Source organism: Agromyces sp. Y782 (assembly GCF_059445405.1).
In genome coordinates this window covers 747,896-774,482 of the sequence record NZ_JCAIUG010000002.1, presented here as the reverse complement: position 1 = coordinate 774,482, position 26,587 = coordinate 747,896, and the positions used below count along the sequence as shown (strand labels likewise).

The following is a 26,587-nucleotide window of genomic DNA, read 5'->3' as shown; positions in this document are numbered from 1 at the left end:
CGCGAACCGTCGGCTACAGCTGATTCGCGCTCAGCTGTAGCCACACCAACAGCCTCGTCTCGGGCGAGCTGAGGTTGACGCCGAACAGCGGTTCCACGCGCGACAGCCGATATCGCACCGTGTTCGAATGCAGACCGAGCTTCGCCGCCGTTTCGATCGCGTTCGAATTGCAGTCGAGAAACGTGCGAATGGTTGCCTCGTACGCGGTATGGCGGCGCGCATCGTGCTCGGCGATGCGCGCCGCAAAGTCGCCGGGCAGCTGACCGGACTCCCTCAGCGCCGTCACAATGTGGCGCAGCTGAAGGCGAGCGCCGAACGATTGCGAGTCGGCGACGATCTCGTCTGAATCGGCGATTATGCGCCCGTCGTCGACATCCTGCAACAACATCGCGAGCACTGACTCTGCGTCGATGCGCGACTCAACAGCGCCGATGATCGCCTTCTGGCTGCCCATTCCCGCCAGAACCGAGCGGCCAATGGCGCGACGAGCGTGGTGAGCGATGCGCAGCACTGCAGCACGCTGAAAGAGCAAGGACGTGGTGGGACCGTGCGGCAACACCACATAGATGATGTTGTCGGCAACGCCGCAGATGGCGCCTGGCAGCCATACCGCGCAGGCGGTGCGCACGGTATCGAAGAGCTGCATGCTCGAGCGCACGGTCTCGAGCGCGCTGCCGGAGGCGCCGCTCACCGAAATCGCCACTACCTGCACCTCATCCGAGGCAATGCCGAGCTGAAGGGCTGCGAGCTCTGCCCGATCGCGTTCGAAGAGCAGGGGGTTCACGAGCTCGATCGTGCGCGTCCGCTCGGCATCGTGATGCGTGCGCCGGTGCAAGAGATGCAACGCGGCCACATTCGCCGCCTCGAGCAAGACACGATCGGTGTCCTCGTCGGCCGCATCGGCAGCGTCGATCAGCCAAAGTGAACCGAGAACGACATCGCCCGCGCGAATGGCGACGGCAACACGCGTCAAAGAGTTCTCTTCTGGTGCAACGCTCACCACCCGTTGCGCGGTGTGCACACGACGGTAGTCCTGGTCGTTCTGGGCTGAGTGCGGAACGTGCAGGCGAAGAATGGATGCCCGTCTGGTGTCGTCGATCGGCTGCTCCGGCAGCGTGGAATAGGCGAGCACCGTCTGGTCCGGATCGGAGATCGCGACCGCACCACCGGCCAGCGAGGCGACGACGTTCGCGAGCTCGAAGAGATCGCCCGGCCGAATATCTACGAGCGAATGGCTCGATTCTCCTTGCGGAACAATGGCGGCGCGAAAGAACTCGGCGAGCTGATCCCACGGAATATCCTCTGAGGCCCTGAACGCGGCGACGCCGGTGGCCCGAGCGGATTCGCGAAGTGTGGCATCCGCACCGCCGTATGACTTGTAGACGACCGCCGCGTAGCCGGCATCCGCGAGCCGCTCGAAATGCGCCCTGAGCTCCGCCGCGACTGGCGTCATGCCGATGAGCAGCGCGAGCGCGCCGGGAAATCGTTTGGATGGTGCGCCGAAATCGCGGATCGTCACTCCCGTGACGCGGGGCGGCTCTTCGGCCGGCGATTCAACCAGCGCCGCGACTTCAGAGCCGACGGCCCTGGCGACCTCAACGACGTTCGGGAGGCCCTCAGGGAGCAAACCTTGGTATCTCATAACAGTCTCGCACTCCCTACTTCGTCATGGCATCCATAGTTTGCGGCCAGATCAGATTCTAGGCTGACGGACGGCGCGTGAGTATCGCGTTGTGAGTGGCAGAAGAGGTGTTCCGTGAGACCAAGCGATGTACGGCAGCTAGTGCAGCTCAAGATGCCGGTGCTCAGGCGCCAGGACCGCGTCGTGAGGGACTGCTTCAGCGTGGCCGAATATCGTTCAGCAGCGAAGCGGATGCTGCCTGCCGGTATCTTCGACTACCTCGAGGGTGGCGCAGAAGACGAAGCGACGATACGCCACAACCGGGAGGTCTTCGACCGTTGGGGTCTCGTTCCTTCGTGGGGGCCCGTTGTCGATCTCGACACCTCGACACCGATTCTGGGGCGTGTTTCAGCGCTGCCGCTCACGCTGACACCGACGGGCGCCACCAGACTGTTCCAACGCGAGGGTGAGTCCGCCGTGGCGCGAGCCGCGACCACCGCCGGTATCCCGTACGGACTCGCTGGGTTGAGCACGGTGTCGATGGAGCAGATAGAGCGCGAACAGCCGGACCTCGACCGATGGTTCAACATCAGCCTGTCCCCCGACAAGGGCGCGATGCAGGACAAACTCGATCGCTGTGCGGCCGCCGGATACCGGGCGATCGTGGTCACCCTCGACACCCGAGCACTCGGCTCACGCGAGCGTGATCTCCGCAATGGATTCACGGCGCCGCCCTCTCTCACAGTCGCCTCGATGTACGGAATCGCCACCCGCCCAATTTGGTGGATGAACTTCTTGCGTGCTGAAGGCATCCGCTTCCCCAACCTCGATGACTCAGCCTCGCTCGCCACACCGTCGATGTGGGACCAGATCCTTGGACACTCCGAGGCGAGTCAAGGATGGGATGACGTTGCAGCCCTGCGTGAGGCGTGGTCGGGCAAGATCGTACTCAAGGGCATGGTGAATCCGGCCGACGTGGTCAGGGCGGAGAGCGTTGGCATCGATGCCGTGCAACTGAGCAACCACGGCGGGCGACAGCTCGACCACATGGTGAGCCCGATGGACGTCATTCAAGAGACGCGGCAGCGGGTTGGCGACTCAATCGAGATCTACGTCGACTCGGGAATCAGGCGCGGCAGCGACATGGTGAAGGCCATCGCGCTCGGCGCCGACGCCTGTTCCATCGGCCGCCCGTATCTCTACGGGCTGGCCGCGGCAGGCACCGCCGGGGTGCTTGGCGTCATCGCCATCCTCGCAGAAGAGCTGCGCAGAACGATGACGCTTGTTGGCGTCTCGTCGATCGCGCAACTCAAGGAGCGCGGCCCAGACATCGTGCGCGAGCTGCGTGCGCCAGCTGGTCGGCGTTAACGGGGCGTAACGGCCATCGCGTCGGGAGGACCCCACCCTATGGATCTCCCGGTCTACTACTACCGGTTACCGAGGCCGCAGTGCCCTTCGCACACCTCGCACGAGAACTACCGCGGTGAGGACCCAGGGGCCGGCGATGAGGATCGGGTCCAACCAGGTGTGCTTCAGGTCTACCCTTCCGCGCCCGAACCGCGATGCGAGCGGCCGTCGGCCGCGTTCACCGAGCACACCCGTCTGAGTGATGGGGTTGTCCGGCCGCGCAGACGCGAAGGACTTCAGATGTGCGGTTGTGGCATCGACCCGGTCGGCGAGGATGAGCAGGAGCCAATGCGCAGACTGTCCTTCGCTGTACGCCTCGTACGCCCGTCGACGAATTGCGCCCGCGAGTCCCCTCAATGGCTGTGCGGTACCGAAGACAGGCGTGAGACGCAGGTGCTCCACCGATTTTTCGCGCCGACCGGAATCGGCTTGTTGCTCGGGCAGATCCCAGTGAGCGCCTGTGTGGATTCCCGGCTGTTCGCGCGGGAATGCGGGACGCTCAGAAGGGTCGAGGTCCGCGCCCCAGCCGGGAATGCGTGCGCGGAGCTCCTCGGCGGTGGGCGTGGTTCCTGGCTTTTCAGACGTGTACGGCATGATGTTCCTTCGAGGTGATGGAAGTTCGCAGCTCAGGGTGTCGGCGTGATGACCGTCTTGATGCAGTCGTCGAGCTTCGACGAGAACATGTGGTACCCCTCGGCGATCTCATCCAGAGGGATGCGGTGGGTGATCATTTCGCTCGGCGAGATGACCCCGTTGCGGATGTGCTCCCACAGGCGTGGCCATTGTCGTTTCACGGGGGCCTGATTCGTGCGAACCGTGAGGCCCTTGTTCACGGCATCACCCCACTTGATCGCGCTGAACAGCGGGCCGTAGGCCCCCATCACCGAAACGGTTCCGCCCTTACGGACCGCGTCGATCGCCCAGTTGAGCGCCACCGGCGAGCCGCCCTGCAGCTTCAGCTTGGCTGAAGTCACGTGCTGCAGCACGTGGCCGTCCGCCTCGGCGCCGACCGCATCGATCACGACATCCGCGCCCAGGCCGTATGTCAGGTACTTCAGCTCGCGCACGATATCGTTCACCTGCCCGAAGTTCACCGTCTCTGCGAATGCGAAGGTCTTCGCCTTCTCCAGCCGGTAGTCGAGGTAGTCGACGACGATCACGCGACCGGCGCCCATGAGCCAGCATGAACGCGCCGCCGCAAGACCGACGGGTCCAGCGCCGAACACCACAGCCGTATCGCCCGCCACGATGTCGGCGAGCTGCGCACCGAAGTATCCCGTGGAGAACGCATCGGTCAGCATCAGGGCGTCCTCGTCCCCGATGTCAGCAGGAATGACCGAAGGGCCGACGTCCGCGTACGGGACCCGGACCAGCTCGGCCTGGCCGCCGTCGTACCCTCCGGCGGTGTGGGAGTACCCGTAGATGCCGCCGACCGCAGTGGCGTTGGCGTTGACGTTGTGGCAGTTGGAGAACAACCCGCGTGCGCAGAAGAAGCACGATCCGCAGTAGATGTTGAACGGAACCATGACTCGGTCGCCGACCTGGACGTTCTGCACCGACGAGCCGACCTGCTCGATCGTGCCCACGAACTCATGGCCGAAGGTATGCCCGACCCGAGTGTCGGGCATCATGCCGTGATACAGATGAAGATCTGATCCGCAGATCGCCGCCAGCTCGACCCGCACGATCGCATCGTTGGGATGCTCCAATCTCGGATCCGCCTTCTCTTCGACACGGATCTTGTACGGTCCTCGATAGACCATGGCTTTCATATCGCACCTCCCGGCTTGCAAGCATCACCCCGCGAGCGGATGAGTTGCAGGGGGTTGCGCCGATGGCCGAGGCATGCGAGCACGGGCGTCGGAAGCAGCGGCCTCGCTCTGCATATCGAAGCAGGGGCCAGCCCGCGGACATCGAGCTGGCATCGACCCGCTTCGGCATGTCGTCGCGATTCATCCTCTCGATGCACCGCTCACCGTCACGCGTACGCTTCGGCACCCTCTTCCCGTACCGTCTCCACGTGGCCCCATACCGATCGGAGCCCGCACCGTCTCAGCCGACTCGCTTCCCACCGGCGGCAGCGACCTGGACGTTCCGTGCCATCTGTCCTTGAGCACGCCACGGCCGCGTGTCTATCATCGGCGTTAAGTATTGGTTCCGTCGTGGATCTCTGCTTGAGAGTTCGTCGCGCACGCGGTTGCCGCTTGATCCAGGCACCACCGGTGTGGGAAGGGGGCACCGATGGGTCTCTTCATTTACAACAACAAGCTCGAGGTCGAAATGGACGATCGGACCCTCGCCCACTTGCAGGTCGTGATCATCGACAAATTCCGCCGCAAAGAGAAGTTCGCACTGTCTTTGGTGGCGAACGCCCGGGCAGTGACGATGTGGATGACGCCACAATCACGACTGCAGTTCGTGTACTCGGAGAGCCGGCGACCGGCGCTGAATCGTGCGTGGCTCGACGCACTCTCGGACCTGGTCGGCATGACCGGGATGCTCGGTTTGGTTCATGAGCCGGCCGAACAGGTCCCAACTGGCGAGAGCGAGTGAATCCGCACCAGCTGATGAGCGAACGGACGTTCAATCGCCACGCGCCAGTTTCTGACGCTCCGTGCGATGTCGGAATGGGCGGACTGCGTGCGGCTCGCCCGCAGAATCGGTGAGCTACGCGCCTTCTAACTGGCTGTGCCGGCGGTGCGGTCGCCCCGGTCGCGGCGGCCGAGGACGACGCCGAGCACGATCATCGCCACCGCGAGGAAGGCGTGCAGCCAGTTGTCAGCGGAGTTCAACGGGACGAAGTTCGCGGGGTGATCGCCCGAGAGGAAGAGCCCGTATACGAGCAGCAGCGCGTACACCGCTCCGCCCCAGATCAGGTAGTTCTTCGAGAACGCGAAGCTCGCCGCGGCGGCGAGCCCGACGATGCCGTAGAGCAGATGCACCAGATTGTGCAAGATCGACACTTGGAACACGCCGAGCAGCAGGGCCTGCGATTCGTGGCCGGCGAACTGAATGGTCTCCAGGTCCGCTGTAAGGCCGGGGATGAATCCCGCGATGCCGACGACCACGAAGATGATGCCGAATACCAGGGCGACCTTCTGGACGGGCGTTTCGGCGTAGCTTGTGCGATCCGCCGTCGGACGAACGGTGCTGTGCATGACAACCTCCTCATCGATTCGGCACTCGCGCCTTGCCGAGGCCGCGGAACCCTTGGGTTCCTCGCGACATGATCGAACGGCCGCTCGAGGACAGGCAAGGGGGTTGACGCGCGCGTATTCGAGTTGGCCGACTCGGAAAACGTCTCGCCGGAAGGACTGCGAACTCGGGGCCGGGGCGGCGAGCCGCGCGGCGGCCGTTGAGGCCCGTCACGCCCGGGCGTCCGGTGGCGTCGACACCGTGGCATGTACGGTCAGTCACCCGTGACCAGCCCCGGCGTCGCCGCCCGCGGCCTCGGCCCGCACCCCTTCGACGGCCTCCGCGCCCTCGGCCTTGACGGTTTCGACGGCGTCGGCGGCGCGATCCTTGACGGCCTCCGCCGCATCCTTCGCTGGCTCCTGCAGGTGCTGGGCGGAATCCTGCGCTGCAGCCTTCATCTCGTCGACGAGCGGCTCGGCAGCGTCCTTCGCCCTCTCGGCGACGCGTTCCTCGAGCTTCGATGCGGGAATGAGCGACGCCGCGAGGAGGCCCGCGCCGAACGCGATCAAACCGACCGCCACGGGGTTGCCCTGAGTCGTCGAGGCCACCCTGTGCGGGGCATCGGCCACTCCCGAGCCTGCGTCCGACAACGCGTCCTGCGTTCCGTGGGTGGCATCGGATGCCGCGCCCATCACTCGATCCTTCAGCGCGGTGAACGCGTGCTTCACTTTACGCCCCTGCCGCTCGGCGATCTTGCCGGGGCTCACCTTGTCGGCGAGGGCGTCGACATCCTGGCCGAGTTCAGCCCTCGTGCGTTCGATGTCCTCGCGGATCACATCTGGATTGCTCATCGGTTCTCCTCATTTCGCTTCAGTGCATCGGGAATCTCCTTGATCGTCTCCACGGTCTCGGGCATGCCGGAGATCGATTCGATCTCGCGCTTGCCGACGAGGGCGAGGACAAGGGCGACGACGCCCCAGAGAGCGGCGACGATCACCGCCGACCACGCGTTGCCCATCAGGTAGCCGAGCGCCCACCACAGGGCGACGGACAGGAACGCGAGTGCGAGGAAGCCGGCAACACCGGCGCCGCCGAACATGCCCGCGCCCTTGCCCGCCTTCGCTGCGGACTCCTTCAGCTCGGCCTTGGCGAGGTCGACCTCCCGGCGCATGAGCGTGGAGATGTCGCGGGATACCTCGGACAGCAGCTCCCCGACAGAGCTCGCGTCGGCTTGTCGCTCGGACGGCGTGCGGGTCTCGTGGAATCCTGGATCGCTCACCGCAGATCACCGACCTCGGTCGGGAACTCGGAGTCGGCTCCGAAGGTGCCGGTGGCGCGGTTGGCGCCGGTGCCGGCTCCGACACGCGTCGTGCTGGGCGCGACGGTCTCGCGAAGGGGCGGAGCAGGCGGCGCATCGAATGCCATCGTCGGGGTCGAGTCCGTCGATCGTGAGGGCCCGTCGGACGAGTCGTTGCCGGATGACGAGGCGAGCGCCCTGGCCAGGCGACCGACCACGAGTCCCGCGCCGATGGCGATCGCGATGAAGACGCCGGGGCGCCGTCTGGCGAACTGCTTCACGTCCTCGACGACGGTGCCAGGGTCGCGGGTGCCGAGCCAGGTCGCGACAGAGTCGATCCGATCGCCAGCAGCGCGCACGAGCTGCGGCGCGTAGCCGTCGTCGTCCGATTTCTCGGCCATCTTGGAGAATGACGATCCGGTCGCGTGCAGAGCGTCAGCGACACGGGTTTGCTGCGTGGCGGCCTGCTCGCGCAGTTCGTCGCCCACTTGCCCCGCAAGCTTCTTCGCCTGGTGGCCGGCCTCCGATGCGACCGATCGCGCCTCGTCCTTGGCCGTGTCGACGACCTGGTGGGTGGCTTCGCCTGCATCTGTGGCGAGGGACGACAGCGTGCCGTCGCTCTCCGCCTCGACACCGACTCGCGATGACTCCGTGGTGGTCGCAGACGAGGAGCCGGCGGTATGCGGAGTACTCGGCTTGCTCATGGTGATGCTCCTTCTCTCGTTGGTGGATGGCCAACGCTAGGTCGGCGATCCTCGGCGAAACAGGCCCTTCCCATTTCACGGATCGCGGCGTATAACGCGCGAGCCGGTCTCGGAAGGCCGCGCGCCTGCATCACTTCTTCGACGGACTCTGGTTCTTCGGTCGAGATTTGGTTCGGGATGCCGCAGCGGAACCCACGGGTCCGAACAGCGGATCAGCGGCCTCGGCCATCTCCATCTCTGCGGTCGCCTGCACGAGCGCGAGGAGATCGGGATCGAGGCCGGGCGCGTACTCCTCGAACCGCTCAGGAGCGATCGTGGACGGCACACCCTCGGGCGCCTGCTCGCGTGCATCGAGCTCGGTGCCGTCGTTCGAGGGCGACATGCCCCGGAAGATGCGGCCGGCCTCCGACTGCCCCGCGAGGTCGAAGGTGAACTGCTTGCTCTGCAGGTTGAGGTCGAGCAGGCGCTTGACCTCGGGGAATTGCTCGGCGTTCGTCTTCGGAATGGGCAGCAGGGTGTTCCACTTCACGCCGAGCGATTCGAGCGCCTTCGCATAAGCGTTCTCATGGGCCTGATCGCGCACGATCAGGTACGAGATTGTGGAGCGCGCGGTGGCGTTGTCCGTCATCTCGTAGATGCGGCACTTCTGCAGCCGGCCGGTGGACTCGAGCATGAGGTTGTAGAGCAGGTCGAGTGGCAGATTGCCCGAGTTGTAGACGTAGCTGCCGAGCCACGGGTTGCCCGCTGCATCGACCGGCAAAGCGCCCTGCGCTCCGACCAGATAGTGGTGGATATTGCCCTCGTCGAGCGCGATCTTCAGCGGGGTCGCGCCGCCTGCCCCGGGCTCGTCAACCGGGTCGGTGGGCTTGCCCTGGTACCGCGGCGATCCGTCGAGCAGCCGAGAGATCGTGGTGCCGATGAGCTCGACGTGGCTGATCTCCTCGGTGCCGATGCCCTGGATGAGATCCCGGTACGGCTTGCCGTCTGGACCCCGGAAGTTCATCGCCTGGAACAGGTACTGCATCATCGTGCGCATCTCGCCGAACTGTCCGCCGAGGCCCTCCTGCAGCGCATTCGCTGCACCCGGATCCGGCTCGTCGGGAACGATCTCGTTGATCAGTCGTTGCACGTGGAAAAACATTTCTACCCCCTGAATTGCTCCGTCGTCGTCGCGGAGGAGGCAAGGCTACGTCGGCGATCGTCGACGGGAGTAGGGGCTTGACAGCCCGTGCCGCATCCGTGTCAAGCCCATTCTTCGCGGGCGGTCGACGTGGCTACTCGCCGCCTTCGCGGCACAGTATGAGGAGGGCAGGGCAGCGACCGGCGGCTTCAGGATTTCCCGTTCTGCTGCCGGCCCTCGGCCACGAAGGCGAGGCGCTGGAGCGTCTCGCGGTTGCGCACGTGGAGCATCGGGTCGATGAGCACTCGCGGCACCCAGGTTCCAGGACCTTCGACCGGCTCCTCCTGGATGCGGACGAGACACCCGCTCCCGTGTCGGCGCACGTCGATCGTGACCCGCGCCTCACCGATCGGCCAGCCCTTGGCGCGCATGACCGCCCGGTGGGGCGGGTTCCATTCGAGGCTCACCGTCTCGTCATCGATGAGGATCGGCCAGACGCCGACGGAGTGGGCGAGGCTGCTGCCCTCGTTCGGCCACGCGGCATCGACGTCGCGCATGCGCGAGGCGCCGACCACCCACGTGGGGTAGAGCCACCCGTCGGCCAGCACGTCGAAGACCGCCGACGGCGTACAGCCCATCGATCGGACGTTTCGCGACATGTCGCTCCCTCCCGGCCGACACGCGGCGACCTCACCTCGACGCTAACGGGCAGGACACGAGGCCTCGCGGGGTTGACAGCGCGGAACTCGACAAGCACGACGCGGCCGGATGGAGCCTCCTCGATCTCTGGATCGGGAGGATCAGGCGTCCCTCGGCATCCGCACGACAAGACTCGACGGGTCGACCCAGGTCTTGAATGAGCGCGCCTCGCCGAACGAGTCGCCATCGAGCTGAATCTGTTCCGGTCGGCTGAGTGACACCACGAGCTCCGTGCCCTTCAGGTAGTCGAGCGCGCGCACTTCCTTCGTGAGACCCATCAGGCGACGACCGGCCGATGTGCGGCGCAGGACCCCGTTCTCCCAGAAGATCTTGGTCATGATCTGCACCCAGCCGAAGAACCCCTCGGGGCGCAGCATGACGATCTCCAGTTGACCGTCGTCGAGGGCGGCGTCGGGTAGCAGCAGGATGTTGGCCGGCAGTGAACCGCAATTGCCGATGATGATCGTGTGGGCACGAACACGGTGATTGCCGCCGGCGTCGAGCTTGTAGCGCAGCCGCAGTTGGTCTTTGTCTTGGAGAGCCAGCCCGATCGCCTTGACGTAGGCCAGCCACCCTGCCTTCTCTTTCAGATCATCATCCGTGTTCGCGAGCATCTTCGCGTCGAGGCCGAGCCCGGCCATGACGAGGTAGGCGTGGCGACGTGTCTTCCCGTCGTCCCCGCGGATCTCAATGAGCGCCATATCGATCGGTCGGTCGGTGCCTGTCAGGGCGGTTCGCAGCGAATGCTCCGGATCGTCGAGAGTCAGGTCCAGGTTTCGGGCGAGGAGGTTGCCGGTTCCTGTCGGGAGCAGGGCGAGTGGAACGCCTGAACCGCGCATCGATTCCGCCACGACGCGTACGGTGCCGTCGCCTCCGGCCGCGATGACGACGTCGACACCGCCCTCCAGTGCTCTCGCCGTCTGACCAGTTCCGGGATCTTCCACGGATGTCTCGAGCCACAGGCTCGGCTCCCAGCCGCCGTCCGCTTCGAGCGCTTCCAACACCGGCCGCATCGAGTCGGCGTCGAATTTTACCGGGTTGTAGATGAGGGCTGCACGGCGATTCGGGGTGGTCTGCATCTTCAGTTCCTCCTAGACCGCGGTTCCGTCGGCCGCGAGCCATCCGAAGAATGCGGAGCCGAACTCGATGCCGGGGAACTTCTCCCGCTCCCGCTCAAGAACATCCTCTCAGAGGGTGCTGCGCTCTTCCAGTGGTACAGACGGCGGCTGGGTTCGGAACTCGGGCGGGGGTCTGCTGCGAGTCCGTCTTCGGTTTCGAGTTTCGTAATGCGGATCGAACCCGGCAGGTGCGCGATCTATAATCCGCGGGCGCGCGTCTCGGCGTTGAAATTCGGCCCCTGGTGCCTCTGCCCTGGGGCCTTTGCACCGTGCGAGGCGATATGTCAACCCGGAGACGAGTAGCGAGCGACAGACGTACGTTTGCCCATGCACCTCTTGAAGGTCAGCGATCCTCGAGCATCAACAAGAAGGACCAGAACATGACTACGGGCGCCTCAGACCAGCACAAGGATTCACGCGATCTCGACCAAGTTGACGACCCCGCACCCGACACCAGCGGAGAGGACACGGCCCCCGCAGTGATCGAACGTGACGTGCACGGGGAACCGGAGAACCCGTCAGGCTGATGTACCCGCCACGCGGGACGGGTCGAGCGAAGCAGGGCCGATCGGAGTAGGCAGCATTCGCCCCGAAGTCCTCCGCGGGACCCGGGCCACGACGCTCGGAAGCGAGCGGCACGCGAGCTTGTCAACCCCGAGCAGCACTGCCGCCCTTCGCATACGTTGACCTGAGCCGGTGCGCCTGTGCCGGTAGAGCGATCGAAAAAGGGCGGCGCAATGGAGGACAGTCCGTGGACGGAGCTGTGGCTCATCCGGCACGGGGAGAGCTTGGGCAACGTCGCCGCCTCGGCGGCTGAGGCCGCCGGCGCCGAGGTCATCCCGCTCGACATCCGCGATGCGGACGTCGGCCTCTCGGTGTCAGGGCGGCAACAGGCGATCGCGCTACGGCCGTGGCTGGCCCAAACGCTGCCGTCGCACGCAACCGTCTGGTGCTCGCCGTACGCACGTGCCCGCGAGACACTGAACCTGGCTCTCGGCGACGACGCTCCCGAGGCGCAGATCATGGTGGACGAACGACTGCGCGACCGTGAGCTCGGCGTCCTCGACCTACTCACCTCAGTCGGTGCACTGCACCGACATCCCGAGGAGGTCGCCCGACGGCGCCACCTCGGGAAGTTGTACTATCGGCCACCCGGCGGCGAGTCCTGGGCCGACGTCGTCCTCCGTCTCCGCTCGTTCCTCTCGGACACGTCCGGACGGGGAGAGCAGGCTCACAGCGGGCTCATCGTTGCTCACGACGCGATCGTCATGCTGATCCTCTACGTCCTCCTCGAGCTCTCGGAAGCGGACCTGCTGGACTTCGCGCAGAACCACACCGTAGCGAACGCGTCGATCACGCACCTCGTGCGGACCTCCTCAGAGCAGCCATGGGAGCTGGCGGGCTTCTCCGACGTCGCCCACCTCGCCCGCCACGGCGCACCCGTCACCGTTCACTCAGGAGACCACGATGTCAAGCCGAACTGACGACGCAGGGAATATGGAGATCACGCCGGCCCGCCTGCGCGCCTGGCCGCTCCCCGAACCCGGCGACTCCAAGTACAGCCGAGGCCGGGTCGTCGTGGTCGGTGGATCGCTGACCGCTCCGGGCGCCGTTGCGCTGGCCGGGGTCTCAGCGCTCCGCGTGGGTGCGGGTCGGCTGACCCTGATCGTGCCCCGAGCGGTCGCCGTGCCGCTGGCTCTGGCCGTGCCGGAGGCGGGCGTGTTCGAACTCGGTGACGACGGAACGCTTTCCGGCGACGCGCGCGGTGAACTGGAGGATGCCGATGCGGTACTGGTCGGCCCCGGGCTCGCCGACCCCGATGTCACTCGGCTGGCGCTCTACCAGGTTCGGGAAGCGATGCCGCCGGACGCGCCACTCGTCCTCGACGCCTTCGCGCTCGGGGTGCTTCCAGATCTCGATGGCGAGGCGGCTGCCTGGCCGAACCCGCTCATCCTCACTCCCAACCGCGGTGAGGCGGCGATTCTGCTCGGCAAAGACCACGAGGGAGACGACGAGGATCTCGACCGGATCGCCGACCGCTACGGAGCGGCGGTCAGCTGCTACGGGGTGATCAGCCGACCGGGTGCTCGATCCTGGCATATCCCCTCAGACAACCCTGGGCTGGCGACCTCGGGCAGCGGGGACGTCCTGGCTGGAGCCGTGCTCGGCTTGGCGGGACGCACTGACGACATCGCTCAGGCGACTGTCTGGGCTACCTTCCTGCACATCGCGGCGGGAAACGACCTCGCTGCCGATGTCGGTTCGATCGGGTTCCTGGCGCGGGATATCTCCGAGCGACTCCCAGGGGCACTGAAGGCGATAACCGGCGCCTGAGCGTCGGCGCCCGCGCTCTGCCTCGACGTCGAGGCGTTCGTTGAGGGTAATGGCGGCGTCGATCAGCGCGAGATGTGTGAACGCCTGCGGAAAGTTCCCAAACTTTTGTCCGGTCTGAGCGATCTCCTCGGAGTACAGGCCGAGGTGGTTGGCATAGGTCAGCATCTTTTCGAACGTGACGCGAGCCTTGTCGAGCTGCAGTTGTCCGGCTGCCCCGTTGCCGATCCGGACCGGGTAGGAGCCGCGGTACCCTTCCCAGTCCTCGAGGATCTCCTGAGACAGGTGCGAGTCGCGCGGTGACGACCATGAGGACAAGCCGACTTGGCCCAGCGTCGGCTTGGCAGCTTCGGCGATCGCAGTAGCGCCGTACTCCACCACCTGCTCGGCGATGAGGGTGCCGAACACTCCGATGCCGGCGATATGGCCTGGACCATTGGCCGGTATATTGTCGGGCTACCCAGATCGCGGGCGGCTCCGGCGCAGAGTCGGGCAATCTTCTGAAGCCGTCGTCAAAGACGCGGAGGGGAAGAGGGTTCCCCTCCGAAGTCATCGAACCATCCCCCAGCCAGTCCAGCGCGTTCGCCAATTTGTATCGAGCAGAGACCCGCGCATTGGAACTCTGGCGGAACATTTGACGGTGAGTGAGCGCATTTTGACACTTCAGCTCGTGCGTTTGGCGTCCGGTCACCGGGCTTAGAGGACTTTCGCGCGGAAGCCGCAGGGCGGTGGCGAGCGTGCATGGTGCGATGTCCTTCGTGACCACAGCTCCACGTCACGCTGAGCGGATCTCCTTCTCGATGCTATTGGTCGTGACCTCAAGGGTGAGGAGGCGTTTGGTTGCGCGGGTTTGCGCGACGTAGAGGTCGCGGAGACCTGCTTCATTATCCGATTGGACGCCATCCGGGTCGATGATGATCACGGTGTCGAATTCCAGGCCACGCGCGTCGGGTGCGGCGAGGATCGTGACGTCGGTCTCGTTGAACTCAGCGTCCAGTGTGTCGGAGCGTTGCGTGGTGGTGACGACGCCGATCAGTTCTCCGGGATGTGTCTCTCGGGCTTGTCTGATCAGCTCGTTGAGCACGGAAGCGATGTCTTTTTCGGCGACCGGGATGACGGTGGGTTGTTCGCCGTGCCGGATGGAGCGGGAGAGTCGCTGTTGGGGGGCGATGCGGGTGAGCAGCGACTCTGTCGTCTGCAGGATCTCTGCGGTGGTGCGGTAGTTGACCGTAAGGGTGTGATGGGCGAACCGCTCATCAACGAAAGGCCCCAGTGCATCACCCCAGGTGCGGATGGCCGTGGTGGGACCCGCTTGGGCCAGGTCTCCCACGATGGTCATCGAGCGTTGTGGGCAACGGCTGTGGAGTTGATCGCTTGTTGGCGGTGTTCTGTGATCGCTAAGTGGCGGTGTCCGCGCGCACGGTAACATCCCTAACGGGACCGCGGGCGCATCGACCAAGGCCAGCACCTGCCCCCTCGACGGAAGCTCCCCTTCCTCACCGGAATGCTGTGTCGCACGGCGCCAGCTCGACTGGCGGCCGAGGCTGCTGACGAGCCTGGCGAGTTCTAGCGGTGCTTCCAGGTGGCCAAGTGCCCCTGGCCTGCCAGCACGTGCACGGCGGCGTCCGGGATGAGCAGGGCGACGTCTTCGAACGTCGTCCCGTACGGCGCATGCCCGCGGTTCCGCTCCCCGACGATCAGATCCACGCGCTCGGCTCGGCTGGCTAGTTCGTCAGGGCAATCCCACCGGTAAGGGGGAGCATCGGCCGCGTCGTGGATCTTGCGCACGAGATTCTCACCTGCCTCGATCTCCGGGACCCAGTCATTGGCCAGACCTGCAGCGTCCTCGGAACCGGGCCAGTCGTTGGCCGGGAGACGCTGACGGGCGGAACGAGGGGCCGGGGTGCGGGTCCAGGTCCGGGGAAGCGGGACCTTGTGGCGTGATGTCCTCTCGGATGGGAACGGTCTCCGGCCGGGCATCCAAGCCGGAGACCGTCGAGGCGCTTACGAGCGACTAGCGGCGGCTCGTTCGGTGTGCTGGCGCGCGGCGAGGGTGCGGCCGTGCCTTCGGGCATGGTGTTCAGCATTCGTCTTGATCTCTTCGGCCATGTCCGTGAACTCGTCCAGTGCGGGGTTCATGCCGACGAGGGTGAACTCTCGGGTCACGATGTTCACGTCGATCTGCCAGACGTCCTCGAGGATGCGTCGCGTCCATGCGGTGGCGTGGTCCCATCCTTCTTTCGGTGTGCCGGCGGAGTAGTTCCCGCCTTGCACGGTGACGAGGAGGCCGGGCTTTCGCGCGGTCACGGGGGTTTGCCCGGGGCCCATCCGGGGGTCGGCGATGACGAGGTCGGCGTACGTCTTGAAATGCTGCGAGGGGCCGAAGTTGTATAGCGGCACCGCGAACAGGTAGGCGTCCGCGGCGGCGAGTTCGTCGACGAGGGTACCGGCGAGGCTCAGTGCGTTGGCCTGTGCGGGGGTGCGTTCGTTCGCGGGCAGCGCAGATGCGGTAACCGCGTCGCCCCATGCGGTGCTCGGCAGCGGGGTCGTGCCGATCTCACGATGGATGATGGTCTTTTCGGTCGCGGTCTCCAACCACTGCGATTCGGAGATGTCGGCGAGAGCCCGACTGGCCGAGCCGTTGTGGCGAATGGATGCGTCGATACGAAGCAATGACAAGAGAGAACTCCTTGTGGATCGTGATATCGGTGTTTCTGGGTGGGAGGGTGTGTCTGGATGAGAGCGAGAGGTTCGGCGCGGCGGCCGCACCCCGCGCTCACGAGTCGATGTCTGCGCCTTCCGGTGCGATGTAGAAGTTGTCTCGGAAGAGGCCGGTGGGGTCCCATGTCGCTTTTAACTGGCGCAGACGGTTCAGGTGGTCGGGCGGGAACGCGCGGGCGAGGACGTCGGGGCCTGTGTCGGTCTCGAAGCTGAGATACATGCCTTCCAGGTGAGGGACGAGGTCGGCCCAGCGCTTCTCGACCTCGTCCATGCCGTCGGAGAGCATCGCGATGAGGAAGTTCGCGTCCCGCCAGGCATATGCGGCGAAGTCGGAGGGCTGGTTCGCAACTGCGCCGCCCGCGGAGCGGATGCTGAGGATGAACGACGACCGGGATGCGAGCAGTTCCGCCAACCCCTGCGACACGTCGCCGTTCAGGTGGCGGGCCAGGCCCGCGTGACCGTGCGGTTCGCTGTGACCATGCTGGTGTTCCCCGCCCGGAGGCACTTCGAGCAAGGCCGCGTAGGGAACCATCTGCACCGACTGATTCGCCATCGGCGCTAGCGCCGCAAATGGCTGCAACCGTTCCGCGACAGTGTCCGGGTCATGATCGTCGACCACGATGAGCGCCTGCACGGCGGTGGGTGAGCCGGGACTGGTCGGGCTGATCATCAGCGTGCCCGTCACTGTCATGTCTGAGTTCTCGATCGTCGTACCCCAGGTGTTGAGGAAGGAGGCGACGTCGTCGGGGACGAACACGAGCATCGCGAATCCGACCTGTTCGGCGACCGGGTGCGCGTCGAACTCGAACGAGACCGCGACACCGAAGTTAGCTCCGGCTCCGCGCATGGCCCAGAACAGGTCGCTGTTCTCATAGGCGCTGGCGTGGACCAGTTCACCGTCGGCGGTGACCACGTCCACCGAGCGGAGGTGGTCGATGGTCAGGCCGTGCTCGCGGGCGAACCAGCCGATCCCGGCCGTCGTCGCAAGCCCGCCGACCCCGACGCCGCCGGAGTCGCCGGCGGTGATCGCCAGCCCGTGCGGCGCCAGAGCCTGCGCGACTTCACCCCACCTGGCGCCCGGGCCCACCCGTACTCGATTGCCTGCGCTGACGGTGATCTCGTTGAGCGCGTCTAGGCCGATCACGATGCCGTCGTTGTTCAACGAACGACCGGACAATCCATGTCCTCCGCTGAACAGTCCCAGCGGAACATCCCGGTGTCGGCCCGCGAACCGCACCGCTTCCTGTACCTCTTCCGTGGATTCCGGACGGATCACCAGACCCGGCCGAGCACCCCGGAAGTAACTGGATGTGTACCGGGCGTATCCGCGATCTTTCGGGAACAGGCTCCGCCCCGCGATCCGTCCCGGGAGCGGGTCATCTCGGAACTCCCGGGCCTCAGAAAGCGCAGGAGCAGAAAGCCCCCCGCGGCGGGCCTTCTCAACGCGCTCCCGGATACGCGGCGCGGTGACCTGCGCGAACTTCCGGATCTCCTGCGGGTCATCGGAACCCACAATGAACACGCTGATCCCGTGCTCGATCGCGAGCTCCGCCATGTCTTCCGCGTCATACTGCGGAGTCACGTTCATCAGGCGGGTAACATCCCGCGGGTCACGTCCGGCCTTCCGAGCAGACTCGTCGATGACTCCATTGCCACGCTCGATATCACCCGGCTTCAGCCAGGGCAGGCTCGGCAGCCACCCGTCTCCCTTCCGGCCGATGATGCGCTGCATGCGGGGCTTGTACGCACCGACCCAGATCGGTATGTCATGCGCCGGCGCCGGACCCCGCGCCGCCCCGGAAACACGGTGATACTGTCCTTCCACATGCAGGGGCGCTTGCGTGCTCGTATCCCAGAGGCCTCGGATGATGTCTAGCGCCTCGTCCAGACCGCTTACCGCCTCCGCCGGAGTCAGCAACGGTGCGCCCATCGTTGCCATCGCATCGAAATACCCTCCCGTACCGATCCCCAGCTCGACCCGGCCATCACTGAGTCGATCCAAGCTCGCTAGCGCACGGGCGAGCACCGCCGGCTGCCGCAGCGGCAGATTCAGCACATTCCCCGACACATGGATCTTCGACGTTCGGGCAGCGACCCACGCAATCAGTGTCCATGTGTCCTGAAAGACCGCCTGGTACGGGTGGTCCTGGAACGTCACCAGGTCCAGGCCCAGCTCTTCGCTGAGCCTGGCCATGTCGACGGGATGCTGCGGTGACGCAGCAATCGGAGTTACGAAGCTGCCAAAGCGCAGCGGGTGGAGGTAATCAGCCATACGTACAGCCTCCGCGCATGCAACGTGCTTGACAAACCCCTGGTAACCGACTTACTTTTGGTACGTGACACGCAACGAAAAGACAAGGCAACGCCCGCCGTTGCGCATCGACGACGAGGAATGCCAGCGCCTCGCGGCTGTAATGGAGATAGTTGGCAAACGCTGGTCAAGCGGCATCCTTCTCGCTCTCGGAATGGGCGCAGAGCGCTACACCGAGATCAAGCGCCGCGTCCAAGGGCTCTCCGGGAGGATGCTCACCGTCCGGCTCCGCGAACTCGAAGACGCCGGACTCGTTGAACGCACCGTCGAACCAACCACCCCCGTCAGCGTTCGATACCACCCATCGGAGAGAGCAATGGAACTCCTGCGATCGCTCCAACCAATGGCACATTACGTTCGCCGCTGGGAACCACCGGCAGACAAGACATCGCCACGTTGAATCGGTGTCATTTCGTGAGCACTCGACAGCGCAAAGGTGAGGCCTAGCGCAACTCGAAAAACTCCCCTCCTCCGCGCGGAGGGGAGCTCTGCCGATGCGTCTCGAAAACCTAATGGTAGGCGGGGCCTAGCACGGACCCCTTCCGATACGATAATCGCCTCCTTTCAGGGATCGGGAGTGCCGGCCGGGCCCCCATCAAACACACCTCACTCTGCTCGCGGGATGAACCGGGCGCACAAAGACGACAGGACCTCTGGGTGTGTGGAGACCATCAACTGTCTCCGCAGACCCAGAGGTCCTGTCGTCCAGACCTGCAAGTAGGTTACGCCCCGTTCTGGCGGCCTAGGCATCGCAACTGATGCGCACCCGCCGGGGCTGACGTCACTCGGCCTCGCAGGAGTCTCCTGCGCATCCAGAAGTGATCTCCGACCCGTGGACTCCCATCACAACGACACCGCCGGTGTCGCTGTCGCCGATCTGAGCGTTGACTTGGCCGGTTCCTCCGATGACGATGTTGGAATCGTCCGCTGTCACCACGTTTCCGTTTCCCTCTGCGTGCATTGAGATGTCGTCGAATCCGTCGCCGCCGATCGTCAGTGAGCCTGCGCTAGACGACGCAGGAGTGAGGCCGTTATTGGAGTCTGTCGCGGTCGTCGTTGGCGCGACAACGTCCTCGGCGTCTTCCTCGTCATCTGGAGCCTCAGCTTCTTCATCGGGCTCTTCTCCTTCATTATCTGGGGCGTCGCCAGAGGGTCCCGACTCGATGACGGAGTCGGTTACATCGACCGCGATCAGTCCGCTGGAGTCCGTGTCTCCGGTATTGGCATTGATGAGACCATTCCGGTTGATGAAGACGTTCGAGTCGTCGTCCGTGACGATCTGACCGTTGCCGACGACATGCAGTGAGTGGTCTTCGAATCCTTCGATGTAGACGTCCTTCGGCGAGGCCCCCGACTGAGTGCTTCCCTGCAGCATTTGGCTCACCAAGGCTGAGACGCTTGTCGCGGACGAGTCAGTCGTTGCCGGCCCCCCTGACTCCACAATGGCGGACACGTTCGACGGAGAGCTCTCCAGTCTCGAGCCGTCGGATTCCAGGGCGACGATTCCGCTGCCGGTCGCGTCGCCGGTGTTGGCGGTGAGCTGACCATTCGGACCGAGGAACACGATCGACCCGTCCATGGCTGTGATCTGAAGCCCCATGCGGTAGAGCATCTGTGTCGTGAACGCCTCATATCTGGTCGTGAACGTCTCATGTCTGACGGTGGCCGCAGGATGGCCGCGAGGTTGCGAACCGGACGCCGTTGTGACACCGGGACCTTGCCAGGACTGGGATCCGCCAACGGGATCCGGTGTGGCGATCTCCTGCTCGGCGCTAGCCGCCGTGAGATCCTCTGCCGAAGTCACGTTCAACACAATGATCATCTGCGGCACTCCAGAGCCCGCCCCGCCAGGCGCCCCGGGGGTTGCGGATGTGCCCTCACCGCCAGTGAGGTCGGATGCCGCTGCGACCGTGAGCCCACCGGTTGTGTCGTGAGTCGAATCGCTGAGGATCCACCCGAGCATTCCGCCTGCGACGGCTATAAGGGCAGCGATTAGCGCCGTCTTGCCGTCGAGACGCGAGGGATGATGCCTCGCGTCGAGCCGGGACCTAAGTTGAGTTGTCTGTTCCATTGTTCTTCCTTTCATTTGTGGATCAGGGGTGCGTTTGTTGGGCGCCCAGATCCGGCGTGTGCGTCTGATCTTTTGGGAGTATTCCTGCACGCCTTTTGCGGAGACGTACCGCTGAGCCGCAGGGTGCGAGCCCGTAGGGTCCCGTTTCGCTGGGGTTCTCGCATTAGAGCCAGCGGTACACGGCGCCCCGCCATGCGGCGATACGCATCGACGCGGACGTCCCACCTCTTCCCGCCCAGCTGCGAGCCGCAGTGTGCGAGTGGATGTCGAAACGACGTTGGTCCATTTCTGTCTGGAGTTCCGGCACGGGCCTGCGGGCCGCCATTGCGGCGCTGATCGGTAAGCATTGCTAGGGTCTGCTCCACCGTTCAGGCAGGGAAACCTGAACACCGTCGAGGACTCGGTACGGCTCCGCACGATGACGCCGACAGCAGTTTCGTTGGTGTTGTGTTCGACCTCCATTCTGGGCGTGACCTGCAGCAGACGCTGCATTGCCATCAGACTGCGCCCGCGGGCAGCGGCCTGCATCTGTGCTGCTCCTAGTGCCGTTTCAAGCGCGGGCTGCGGCAAGAACGGTGCTGCACCAGCGATCTACTAGCCGCCCCTAGCGCCAGCCCTAGCTCTTGAGCCCAAACAGGGCCATACTTTTGGGCGTGCAAGCACGTCAGTCTGAACGTGCCCGACTGGATGATCTGCTGGGTCGCGTCCGCGGCGGCCACAGCTCGACGCTGATCCTTGACGGCGACGCAGGAGTCGGCAAGACCACACTCCTCGAGTATTTGGTGCAACGCTGCACCGGGATGCAACTGCTTCGCGCAACGGGCATACAGTCAGAAATCAAGATGGCCTTCGCTGCACTGCATCAAGTGTGCCGACCACTGCTGAGTGCCATAACGAGCTTGCCCGGACCACAGCGCGAGGCGCTGGAGACGACATTCGGACTCCGATCCGGTCGGCTTCCGGGCGAGTTTCTTGTCGGTATCGCCGTCTTGGGCCTGCTTTCGGAAGCTTCCCGTGCTGGGCCGGTCATTTGTGTCATCGACGACGCGCAGTGGATCGATCAGAGCTCGGCAGCGGTACTCGGCTTCGTCGCCCGCCGTCTCGAGGTGGAAGCTGTCGGGATGGTCTTCGCCATGCGCTCGAACACGGACATTCGCCCATTGAAGGGTCTTCCGCGTTTCACGCTAGGCGGCTTAGACAGCGCGGACGCAGTGCACCTGCTTGCCAGCCTCGTTCCCGGCCCGATCGACCGGATCGCCATGGCGAGGATCGTCGACGAGGCAGCAGGAAACCCTTTGGCTCTTGTTGAGTCCGCGCGGGCGTTTAGCCGGGCCGAAATCGGGACCGGCATCATCCTTGAAACCATCTCGTCCCAGCCCAGCCACCTCGAGGAGCACTACAGTCGGCGTCTGAGGTTGCTGCCCCCGAAGTCGCAGCAGTTGCTCCTCATTGCAGCCGCTGAACCCACCGCGGACCCTCACGTAATTCAGGCCGCGGCGTCCGCACTGGGGAACTACGGAGACGCACTGAAGCCGGCCGTCGACGCTGAGCTCTGCCACGCTGGTGGCACCGTGCGGTTCCGGCATCCTCTTGTTCGTCGCGCGGTCTACCGCACCGCGTCGGCTGCGGCGATTCGTGAGGCGCACGCTGCTCTGGCCGGCGTCAGTCCAGACGCTGCGGACCCGATTCTTCTCGCGTGGCATCGCGCGCGCGCCTGTGAAGCGACTGACGAGGATGCCGCCGCCAAGTTGGCGGCCGCGGCGGGACGGGTCATGGCCCGCGGTGCCCCGTCAGCATCTGCCGCTCTTCTTCGACAGGCGCAGCAAGTAACGGCCGACGGGACCCTCAAAGCGGAGTGGGCATTGCGCGCCGCTCAAGCGGCGCTTGCGGCTGGGGACTTCGAGAACTCGGAACGCGATCTCCACGCGGCGTCTCCGAGGCTGCTCCCCGCAGAACTGCAGTCGCAATCAAGACTCACCGAAGCAAGGCTCGCATTTGCGCGTGACCGCGGCACCGCGGCGTTCCCGCTGCTGCTGGAAGCGGCGGATCAGTTGGCCGCCGTGAGTCCTGAAGCAGCGCAGGACGCCTACCTCGAAGCCCTCTCCGCGGCTCTCTTTGGCGGGCAGCTTGAGCAGAAAGACCTTGAACAGGTTGCCCGCAGGTGGAGAGCCGCCGATTTGCCGCCCAACAATCGCCCAGCCCAACTGCTGCTTGACGCATTGGGCCAGGTGATTTCGCGGGGAGATTCGCTGGCCTGGTCGGGTTTGCGTGAAGCGTTGCCTAGGATCCTTCAACCGAGTGGGCAGTTGGACCCGCCGATACCTGCTTTGTGGGTGGCCTCCGTGAGCGCGGCCGCTGCTTGGGATATTGAGGCGTGGGACGCACTGTCCGACCGTCTGGTGGCGCTCAGCCGCAACGCAGGCGACTACAGCGAATTGCCGGCAGCGCTCAGCTCCCGCACCTTCGTCTACTTGTTCAGCGGCGAGACTCGACTAGCCGTCGAGGCCGTCGAGGAGACAGCGACAATCACCTCTGCAACCGGCAGCAGCATCAGTCCGTACGGCGCCATCGGTGTCGCCGCCATCCAAGGACGAGAGCAGGAGCTCAACGAGCTCGTCAAAGCAACAATCCCAAGCGCAGAACGCCGCTCGGACGCTACCGGGATCTCAATATCTCGTTGGGCTGGTGCGTTCCTCAACAACGCCAGAGGCCGCTATGACCAGGCCTTCAAGCTCGCATCGCGCGCACTTCCCCTATTTCACGTCCTGCACGCATCAAGTACCTGGACACACGTTGAGCTGATTGAGGCGGCCTCCCGGACAAACCGATTGGCGGACGCGGAAGCCGCCCTCGCGCAGATCGCACCACTTCTACAGTCAAGCGGCACTAGATGGGGGATGGGCGTACTCGCCCGCTCCCGCGCCTTGCTCCATAACGGCGCACAAGCAGAGGAATTCTTCGCCGAGGCCCTCCACCTCCTGGAACCAACCCGATGCCTGGTCGACCTCGCACGTACAGCTCTTGTGTATGGGGAATGGCTCCGCCGACAACGACGGCTGTCCGACTCGCGCACGCAGTTGGAGGGCGCCCTTCAAGTATTCGACACGATCGGAGCCCCAGCCTTCGCCGCCCGGGCTACTCGCGAATTGCGGGCGGCGGGTTCACAGGTGCGCAAGCGCAGGACTGCATCATCACCTCTGTTAACGACCCAGGAATCACAGATTGCGCAGCTTGTCACACAAGGCTTGAGCAACGACGAGGTCGCCTCTCGAATGTTCCTCAGCCGTCGAACGATCGAGTACCACCTCGCGAAAGTGTTTAGCAAACTCCAAATCAAATCGCGCCACCAGCTAATCTCCGCGCCAGCAGGTGCTCTCGAGGGCAAGCCAGACCGCCTATAGCAGCCCTGCTCGGCGCGGGTGGAGGGGGTGGATGTCGAGGTGACAGGTATACCGCGCTGAGCCGCTTACCGCACCACGTCCGTGCGCTGGGGACCGCATTTGCGGTACCTGGCTGGATGTTTGCTGGGCTGCCGGGTCCGTTCTGCGTATCGGGCAAGCACCGCATGAGAATACCCGCCTGCCCGAGGTGGGACCAGCGACCATCTCAGGGGATACCTCACCGACAGCTGGTTACCGAGCCAGCGCCCCGTGGAAGCACTAGTGGCTACACGGATGCAGCGGCGGGTTGGTTGCACGCAACCTGAAGGCGGAGCATCTAGGCGTCGCGCAGATCTTCCGCACTCTACGCCCCGACCTCTCGCCACGTCACGAAAGGCATCATCATGAGCGATTCCACTGCCCGCGTAGCTCTCGTGACGGGCTCATCCGGCGGAATAGGCCGCGTCACCGCTGAACGCCTCGCCGCCGACGGCATGGCGGTGGGCGTGCATTATGCCGGCAACACACCGGAGCAACTCGCGGAGCTCTACGACGTCAACGTGCTCTCAACCCAACGCGTCAACCGTGCCGCGCTGCCACATTTGCGGAATGCGGGCAACGGTCTCGTGATCTGGGTGTCGAGCTCAAGCGGCAAGGGTGGTACCCCGCCGTACCTCGGACCATACTTCGCGGCCAAGGTGGCACCGGAGGGCGCCACGGCATCCCTCGTCTCTGACGAGATCGCGCGCATCGTCGCGCTTCCTGAAGGGCACCGGCCGTATCGAGTGCACATCGACCCCGCCAACGAAGGATTCGAGGAGGTGAGCACGGTCGCAGACCGCGTACGTCGTGAAATCCTCAGGCGCGTGGACCTCGCAGACCTGCTCACGGCTGATCAGTCGGTCCGGCCCGTCGCAATGGGGGTGCACGGGTCTCAGATTGAACCCGGACGCCCAGCAGATTCCTCCCCGCCGGCAAGTGACATCGGGTAGCAGTCATGGCCGATCCCGAGCAGGTTTCCCCGGCGGTGCAAGCGCAGCTTCTCGCAACGGAACACTGGGGGCTGCTCGCCTCCCGCAGCACTACCCAGGCCGAGGTGCTCAACCGGATCAGCATCTTCCTGACCCTTACCTCTGCCGGCCTGGTCAGCCTCGCACTCGCGGGACAGGCGATGCAATTCAGTGGAACGTTCGTCGTGCTGGCGATGATCGTAGTGGCCATCGTGCTGGGGATTGGCGTCCTTACACAGATACGGGTGTTCAATGTCGGGTTCGAAGACCTCGCGTACGTGTTGGCAATGAACCGTCTGCGGGCCGCGTACGCCGAGCTGTACCCTGACATCCGCTCCTACCTGATGACCTCAGCGTTCGACGACCGGCTGGGCAGCCAGCAGACGTACGTTATGTTCGGCCGCCGCTCCGGGCCAGGCCACTTCGCGGGAAGCAGCATGATGCTGATCGCCGTGGTCAACGCCGTCCTCGTCGGCATCTTCGTCGCCGGAATTGTCCGAAGTTTCACACTCCCGACGACCACCGCTCTCCTCACCGGAGTAGCTGGCGGAGGGATCTACCTCGTTGTGGTCATCGTGTCGATGAGTCGGCGTCTTGAACGGGAATGGGCCAGTTATGAACCGCGGTTCCCGACTCCCGGGAAGTTGGGGAAGGGCATGCGATGAGGAATACTCTGGGCGACAGCGTGCACACCTACGCCGTACTGGGGGCAACGGGGCGTACCGGCCGTCACATTGTCCAAGCACTCCGATCGCATGGAGACGCGGTCATCGCGCTTGGCCGGAGTGTGCACCGGCTCGACCTGCTGGCGAAGACGGGTGCGCAGATCAGGCAACTGGATCTGACTACCGCTTCTCCACAGGCACTGACGACAGTGTTCTCCGGATGCGACGGGGTCCTTTTCGCAGCAGGCAGCTCCGATCCTCGTGCCGTGAGCGGCGTCGATCGCGACGGATCATTGAAGTCGGTGGAGGCAGCCGAACGAGGCGGAATCCGACGATTCATCCAGATCTCCTCCATAGGGGCGGGTGATCGGATACCCGCCGAAGTCGACACTCCGGAATTCGCCCCTTACTACGCGGCCAAGAGAGCCGCAGACGCGAATCTGCGCGCATCGGCTCTGCGCTGGACGATCATCGAACCGGGCTGGCTGGTTGACGAACGACCCACGGGCCTCATTCACCTTGGTGACCGTGGAATCCCCATGGGCACCATCGCACGAGGGGACGTCGCCGCAACGCTTGTCGCGACACTCCGCGAGGAACGAAGCATCGGACGACAATGGCAGGTTGTCGCCGGTCACGTGCCCATCGCTCAGGCAATCGGCGAACTGGTGCGACCAAACCGGGACGGAGCCGAAATGAGCCCGAAAGTGGTTGAACGATGACCAGCAACCGACAACTCGTCGATTCGGACGATCCATTCCGTCCAGAGATCATTCGAGAGGTATTCGAGGATGTCGAGTATGGAACGATCATCGTCGTCTGGGACGGCGCCGGTAGGACCATTGCAGGCACGCGTTACAGCAACACCTATGCCTGGTTCCTGCGGCTGGAGGACGAGAAGGTTGTAAACGGCGTCGCCTTCTTCGACAGCATCTCCTTCGATCGACTCTGGACGACTGTTGCGCCCCGCTGACCAATCAACTTATGACCGACACTG

The 26,587-nt window shown here is 64.7% G+C and carries 25 protein-coding genes and 1 pseudogene; 10 read left to right on the top strand and 16 right to left on the bottom strand.

Annotated features, from left to right (window positions below; translation table 11 throughout):
• Positions 1 to 13 precede the first annotated feature (13 nt).
• Positions 14 to 1,519, bottom strand: a complete 1,506-nt coding sequence (locus tag AC1C2S_RS17805) for a PucR family transcriptional regulator (RefSeq protein WP_495353932.1) — start codon at positions 1,517 to 1,519, stop codon at positions 14 to 16.
• Positions 1,520 to 1,783: 264 nt separating this feature from the next.
• On the opposite strand from AC1C2S_RS17805, the gene AC1C2S_RS17800 reads away from it, so the two are divergent.
• Positions 1,784 to 2,989 carry an alpha-hydroxy acid oxidase gene (locus AC1C2S_RS17800; protein ID WP_495353931.1) on the top strand — a complete coding sequence of 402 codons (1,206 nt, stop codon included), beginning with the start codon at positions 1,784 to 1,786 and terminating at the stop codon, positions 2,987 to 2,989.
• Between the two features lie 66 nt (positions 2,990 to 3,055).
• Here AC1C2S_RS17800 and AC1C2S_RS17795 read toward each other — a convergent pair whose 3' ends face one another.
• Positions 3,056 to 3,622, bottom strand: coding sequence for a hypothetical protein (locus AC1C2S_RS17795; RefSeq protein WP_495353930.1), 567 nt, complete (start codon positions 3,620 to 3,622; stop codon positions 3,056 to 3,058).
• 32 nt (positions 3,623 to 3,654) lie between these two features.
• Positions 3,655 to 4,800, bottom strand: coding sequence for a zinc-dependent alcohol dehydrogenase (locus tag AC1C2S_RS17790; protein WP_495353929.1), 1,146 nt, complete (start codon positions 4,798 to 4,800; stop codon positions 3,655 to 3,657).
• A gap of 469 nt (positions 4,801 to 5,269) precedes the next feature.
• On the opposite strand from AC1C2S_RS17790, the gene AC1C2S_RS17785 reads away from it, so the two are divergent.
• The gene (locus AC1C2S_RS17785; protein WP_495353928.1) at positions 5,270 to 5,581 is read left to right on the top strand and encodes a DUF7882 family protein; all 312 of its coding nucleotides are present in this window, start codon (positions 5,270 to 5,272) and stop codon (positions 5,579 to 5,581) included.
• A 125-nt stretch (positions 5,582 to 5,706) separates the two neighbouring features.
• On the opposite strand, the gene AC1C2S_RS17780 is transcribed toward AC1C2S_RS17785, so the two are convergent.
• From AC1C2S_RS17780 to AC1C2S_RS17750, 7 genes are all read right to left on the bottom strand, one after another.
• On the bottom strand, positions 5,707 to 6,186 hold the full coding sequence (locus AC1C2S_RS17780) for a DUF4383 domain-containing protein (RefSeq protein WP_495353927.1): 480 nt from the start codon (positions 6,184 to 6,186) through the stop codon (positions 5,707 to 5,709).
• Positions 6,187 to 6,441: 255 nt separating this feature from the next.
• Positions 6,442 to 7,014, bottom strand: a complete 573-nt coding sequence (locus tag AC1C2S_RS17775) for a DUF3618 domain-containing protein (protein ID WP_495353926.1) — start codon at positions 7,012 to 7,014, stop codon at positions 6,442 to 6,444.
• On the bottom strand, positions 7,011 to 7,442 hold the full coding sequence (locus AC1C2S_RS17770) for a phage holin family protein (protein ID WP_495353925.1): 432 nt from the start codon (positions 7,440 to 7,442) through the stop codon (positions 7,011 to 7,013). The genes AC1C2S_RS17775 and AC1C2S_RS17770 overlap by 4 nt, the downstream gene beginning before the upstream one ends.
• Positions 7,439 to 8,164, bottom strand: coding sequence for a hypothetical protein (locus tag AC1C2S_RS17765; RefSeq protein ID WP_495353924.1), 726 nt, complete (start codon positions 8,162 to 8,164; stop codon positions 7,439 to 7,441). Before AC1C2S_RS17765 ends, AC1C2S_RS17770 begins: the two co-directional genes overlap by 4 nt.
• Before the next feature lie 130 nt (positions 8,165 to 8,294).
• Positions 8,295 to 9,305 carry a manganese catalase family protein gene (locus tag AC1C2S_RS17760; protein WP_495353923.1) on the bottom strand — a complete coding sequence of 337 codons (1,011 nt, stop codon included), beginning with the start codon at positions 9,303 to 9,305 and terminating at the stop codon, positions 8,295 to 8,297.
• 188 nt (positions 9,306 to 9,493) lie between these two features.
• Positions 9,494 to 9,943 (bottom strand): SRPBCC family protein, encoded by a 450-nt coding sequence (locus tag AC1C2S_RS17755; RefSeq protein ID WP_495353922.1) that lies wholly within the window; start codon positions 9,941 to 9,943, stop codon positions 9,494 to 9,496.
• A gap of 141 nt (positions 9,944 to 10,084) precedes the next feature.
• A complete protein-coding gene (locus AC1C2S_RS17750; protein WP_495353921.1) occupies positions 10,085 to 11,062 on the bottom strand; it encodes a diacylglycerol/lipid kinase family protein in 978 nt (325 codons plus the stop codon).
• 776 nt (positions 11,063 to 11,838) lie between these two features.
• Between AC1C2S_RS17750 and AC1C2S_RS17745 the strand changes: the two genes are divergently transcribed.
• Both AC1C2S_RS17745 and AC1C2S_RS17740 read left to right on the top strand, forming a co-directional pair.
• On the top strand, positions 11,839 to 12,585 hold the full coding sequence (locus AC1C2S_RS17745) for a histidine phosphatase family protein (RefSeq protein ID WP_495353920.1): 747 nt from the start codon (positions 11,839 to 11,841) through the stop codon (positions 12,583 to 12,585).
• Positions 12,569 to 13,435 carry an NAD(P)H-hydrate dehydratase gene (locus tag AC1C2S_RS17740; protein WP_495353919.1) on the top strand — a complete coding sequence of 289 codons (867 nt, stop codon included), beginning with the start codon at positions 12,569 to 12,571 and terminating at the stop codon, positions 13,433 to 13,435. Before AC1C2S_RS17745 ends, AC1C2S_RS17740 begins: the two co-directional genes overlap by 17 nt.
• Before the next feature lie 63 nt (positions 13,436 to 13,498).
• Here the strand turns inward: AC1C2S_RS17740 and AC1C2S_RS17735 are convergent.
• The 5 genes and pseudogenes from AC1C2S_RS17735 to AC1C2S_RS17715 all read right to left on the bottom strand — a co-directional run.
• A pseudogene (locus AC1C2S_RS17735) lies at positions 13,499 to 13,600 on the bottom strand (glycoside hydrolase family 15 protein); the annotation flags it as partial.
• Between the two features lie 607 nt (positions 13,601 to 14,207).
• Complete coding sequence (locus AC1C2S_RS17730; protein WP_495353918.1) at positions 14,208 to 14,771, bottom strand: 3'-5' exonuclease; 564 nt, start codon at positions 14,769 to 14,771, stop codon at positions 14,208 to 14,210.
• Positions 14,772 to 14,998: 227 nt separating this feature from the next.
• The gene (locus tag AC1C2S_RS17725; RefSeq protein ID WP_495353917.1) at positions 14,999 to 15,139 is read right to left on the bottom strand and encodes a hypothetical protein; all 141 of its coding nucleotides are present in this window, start codon (positions 15,137 to 15,139) and stop codon (positions 14,999 to 15,001) included.
• Positions 15,140 to 15,436: 297 nt separating this feature from the next.
• A complete protein-coding gene (locus tag AC1C2S_RS17720; RefSeq protein ID WP_495353916.1) occupies positions 15,437 to 16,111 on the bottom strand; it encodes an FMN-dependent NADH-azoreductase in 675 nt (224 codons plus the stop codon).
• A 97-nt stretch (positions 16,112 to 16,208) separates the two neighbouring features.
• The gene (locus tag AC1C2S_RS17715) at positions 16,209 to 18,425 is read right to left on the bottom strand and encodes an LLM class flavin-dependent oxidoreductase (RefSeq protein ID WP_495353915.1); all 2,217 of its coding nucleotides are present in this window, start codon (positions 18,423 to 18,425) and stop codon (positions 16,209 to 16,211) included.
• Positions 18,426 to 18,489: 64 nt separating this feature from the next.
• Between AC1C2S_RS17715 and AC1C2S_RS17710 the strand changes: the two genes are divergently transcribed.
• A complete protein-coding gene (locus AC1C2S_RS17710; protein WP_495353914.1) occupies positions 18,490 to 18,864 on the top strand; it encodes a winged helix-turn-helix transcriptional regulator in 375 nt (124 codons plus the stop codon).
• 381 nt (positions 18,865 to 19,245) lie between these two features.
• Here AC1C2S_RS17710 and AC1C2S_RS17705 read toward each other — a convergent pair whose 3' ends face one another.
• Positions 19,246 to 20,535 carry a hypothetical protein gene (locus tag AC1C2S_RS17705; RefSeq protein ID WP_495353913.1) on the bottom strand — a complete coding sequence of 430 codons (1,290 nt, stop codon included), beginning with the start codon at positions 20,533 to 20,535 and terminating at the stop codon, positions 19,246 to 19,248.
• A 653-nt stretch (positions 20,536 to 21,188) separates the two neighbouring features.
• Between AC1C2S_RS17705 and AC1C2S_RS17700 the strand changes: the two genes are divergently transcribed.
• The 5 genes from AC1C2S_RS17700 to AC1C2S_RS17680 all read left to right on the top strand — a co-directional run bounded on the left by AC1C2S_RS17700 (position 21,189) and on the right by AC1C2S_RS17680 (position 26,563).
• Positions 21,189 to 23,936: an AAA family ATPase gene (locus AC1C2S_RS17700; protein WP_495353912.1), complete on the top strand. Its 2,748-nt coding sequence runs from the start codon at positions 21,189 to 21,191 to the stop codon at positions 23,934 to 23,936.
• A gap of 383 nt (positions 23,937 to 24,319) precedes the next feature.
• Entirely contained in the window at positions 24,320 to 24,907 is a 588-nt protein-coding gene (locus AC1C2S_RS17695; RefSeq protein WP_495353911.1) for an SDR family NAD(P)-dependent oxidoreductase, read from the top strand.
• Positions 24,908 to 24,912: 5 nt separating this feature from the next.
• Positions 24,913 to 25,590 (top strand): hypothetical protein, encoded by a 678-nt coding sequence (locus AC1C2S_RS17690; protein ID WP_495353910.1) that lies wholly within the window; start codon positions 24,913 to 24,915, stop codon positions 25,588 to 25,590.
• 20 nt (positions 25,591 to 25,610) lie between these two features.
• Positions 25,611 to 26,312 (top strand): SDR family oxidoreductase, encoded by a 702-nt coding sequence (locus tag AC1C2S_RS17685; RefSeq protein ID WP_495353909.1) that lies wholly within the window; start codon positions 25,611 to 25,613, stop codon positions 26,310 to 26,312.
• Complete coding sequence (locus AC1C2S_RS17680; RefSeq protein ID WP_495353908.1) at positions 26,309 to 26,563, top strand: nuclear transport factor 2-like protein; 255 nt, start codon at positions 26,309 to 26,311, stop codon at positions 26,561 to 26,563. The genes AC1C2S_RS17685 and AC1C2S_RS17680 overlap by 4 nt, the downstream gene beginning before the upstream one ends.
• The last annotated feature ends 24 nt before the right edge of the window (positions 26,564 to 26,587 follow it).

Excerpts from the sequence above, each read along its gene's own strand:
- AC1C2S_RS17795 (WP_495353930.1), bottom strand. The coding sequence starts at position 3,622 with ATGCCGTACACGTCTGAAAAGCCAGGAACCACGCCCACCGCCGAGGAG.
- AC1C2S_RS17790 (WP_495353929.1), bottom strand. The coding sequence starts at position 4,800 with ATGAAAGCCATGGTCTATCGAGGACCGTACAAGATCCGTGTCGAAGAG.
- AC1C2S_RS17785 (WP_495353928.1), top strand. The coding sequence starts at position 5,270 with ATGGGTCTCTTCATTTACAACAACAAGCTCGAGGTCGAAATGGACGAT.
- AC1C2S_RS17780 (WP_495353927.1), bottom strand. The coding sequence starts at position 6,186 with ATGCACAGCACCGTTCGTCCGACGGCGGATCGCACAAGCTACGCCGAA.
- AC1C2S_RS17775 (WP_495353926.1), bottom strand. The coding sequence starts at position 7,014 with ATGAGCAATCCAGATGTGATCCGCGAGGACATCGAACGCACGAGGGCT.
- AC1C2S_RS17765 (WP_495353924.1), bottom strand. The coding sequence starts at position 8,164 with ATGAGCAAGCCGAGTACTCCGCATACCGCCGGCTCCTCGTCTGCGACC.
- AC1C2S_RS17760 (WP_495353923.1), bottom strand. The coding sequence starts at position 9,305 with ATGTTTTTCCACGTGCAACGACTGATCAACGAGATCGTTCCCGACGAG.
- AC1C2S_RS17755 (WP_495353922.1), bottom strand. The coding sequence starts at position 9,943 with ATGTCGCGAAACGTCCGATCGATGGGCTGTACGCCGTCGGCGGTCTTC.
- AC1C2S_RS17750 (WP_495353921.1), bottom strand. The coding sequence starts at position 11,062 with ATGCAGACCACCCCGAATCGCCGTGCAGCCCTCATCTACAACCCGGTA.
- AC1C2S_RS17745 (WP_495353920.1), top strand. The coding sequence starts at position 11,839 with ATGGAGGACAGTCCGTGGACGGAGCTGTGGCTCATCCGGCACGGGGAG.
- AC1C2S_RS17740 (WP_495353919.1), top strand. The coding sequence starts at position 12,569 with ATGTCAAGCCGAACTGACGACGCAGGGAATATGGAGATCACGCCGGCC.
- AC1C2S_RS17730 (WP_495353918.1), bottom strand. The coding sequence starts at position 14,771 with ATGACCATCGTGGGAGACCTGGCCCAAGCGGGTCCCACCACGGCCATC.
- AC1C2S_RS17715 (WP_495353915.1), bottom strand. The coding sequence starts at position 18,425 with ATGGCTGATTACCTCCACCCGCTGCGCTTTGGCAGCTTCGTAACTCCG.
- AC1C2S_RS17705 (WP_495353913.1), bottom strand. The coding sequence starts at position 20,535 with ATGGAACAGACAACTCAACTTAGGTCCCGGCTCGACGCGAGGCATCAT.
- AC1C2S_RS17695 (WP_495353911.1), top strand. The coding sequence starts at position 24,320 with ATGAGCGATTCCACTGCCCGCGTAGCTCTCGTGACGGGCTCATCCGGC.
- AC1C2S_RS17690 (WP_495353910.1), top strand. The coding sequence starts at position 24,913 with ATGGCCGATCCCGAGCAGGTTTCCCCGGCGGTGCAAGCGCAGCTTCTC.
- AC1C2S_RS17680 (WP_495353908.1), top strand. The coding sequence starts at position 26,309 with ATGACCAGCAACCGACAACTCGTCGATTCGGACGATCCATTCCGTCCA.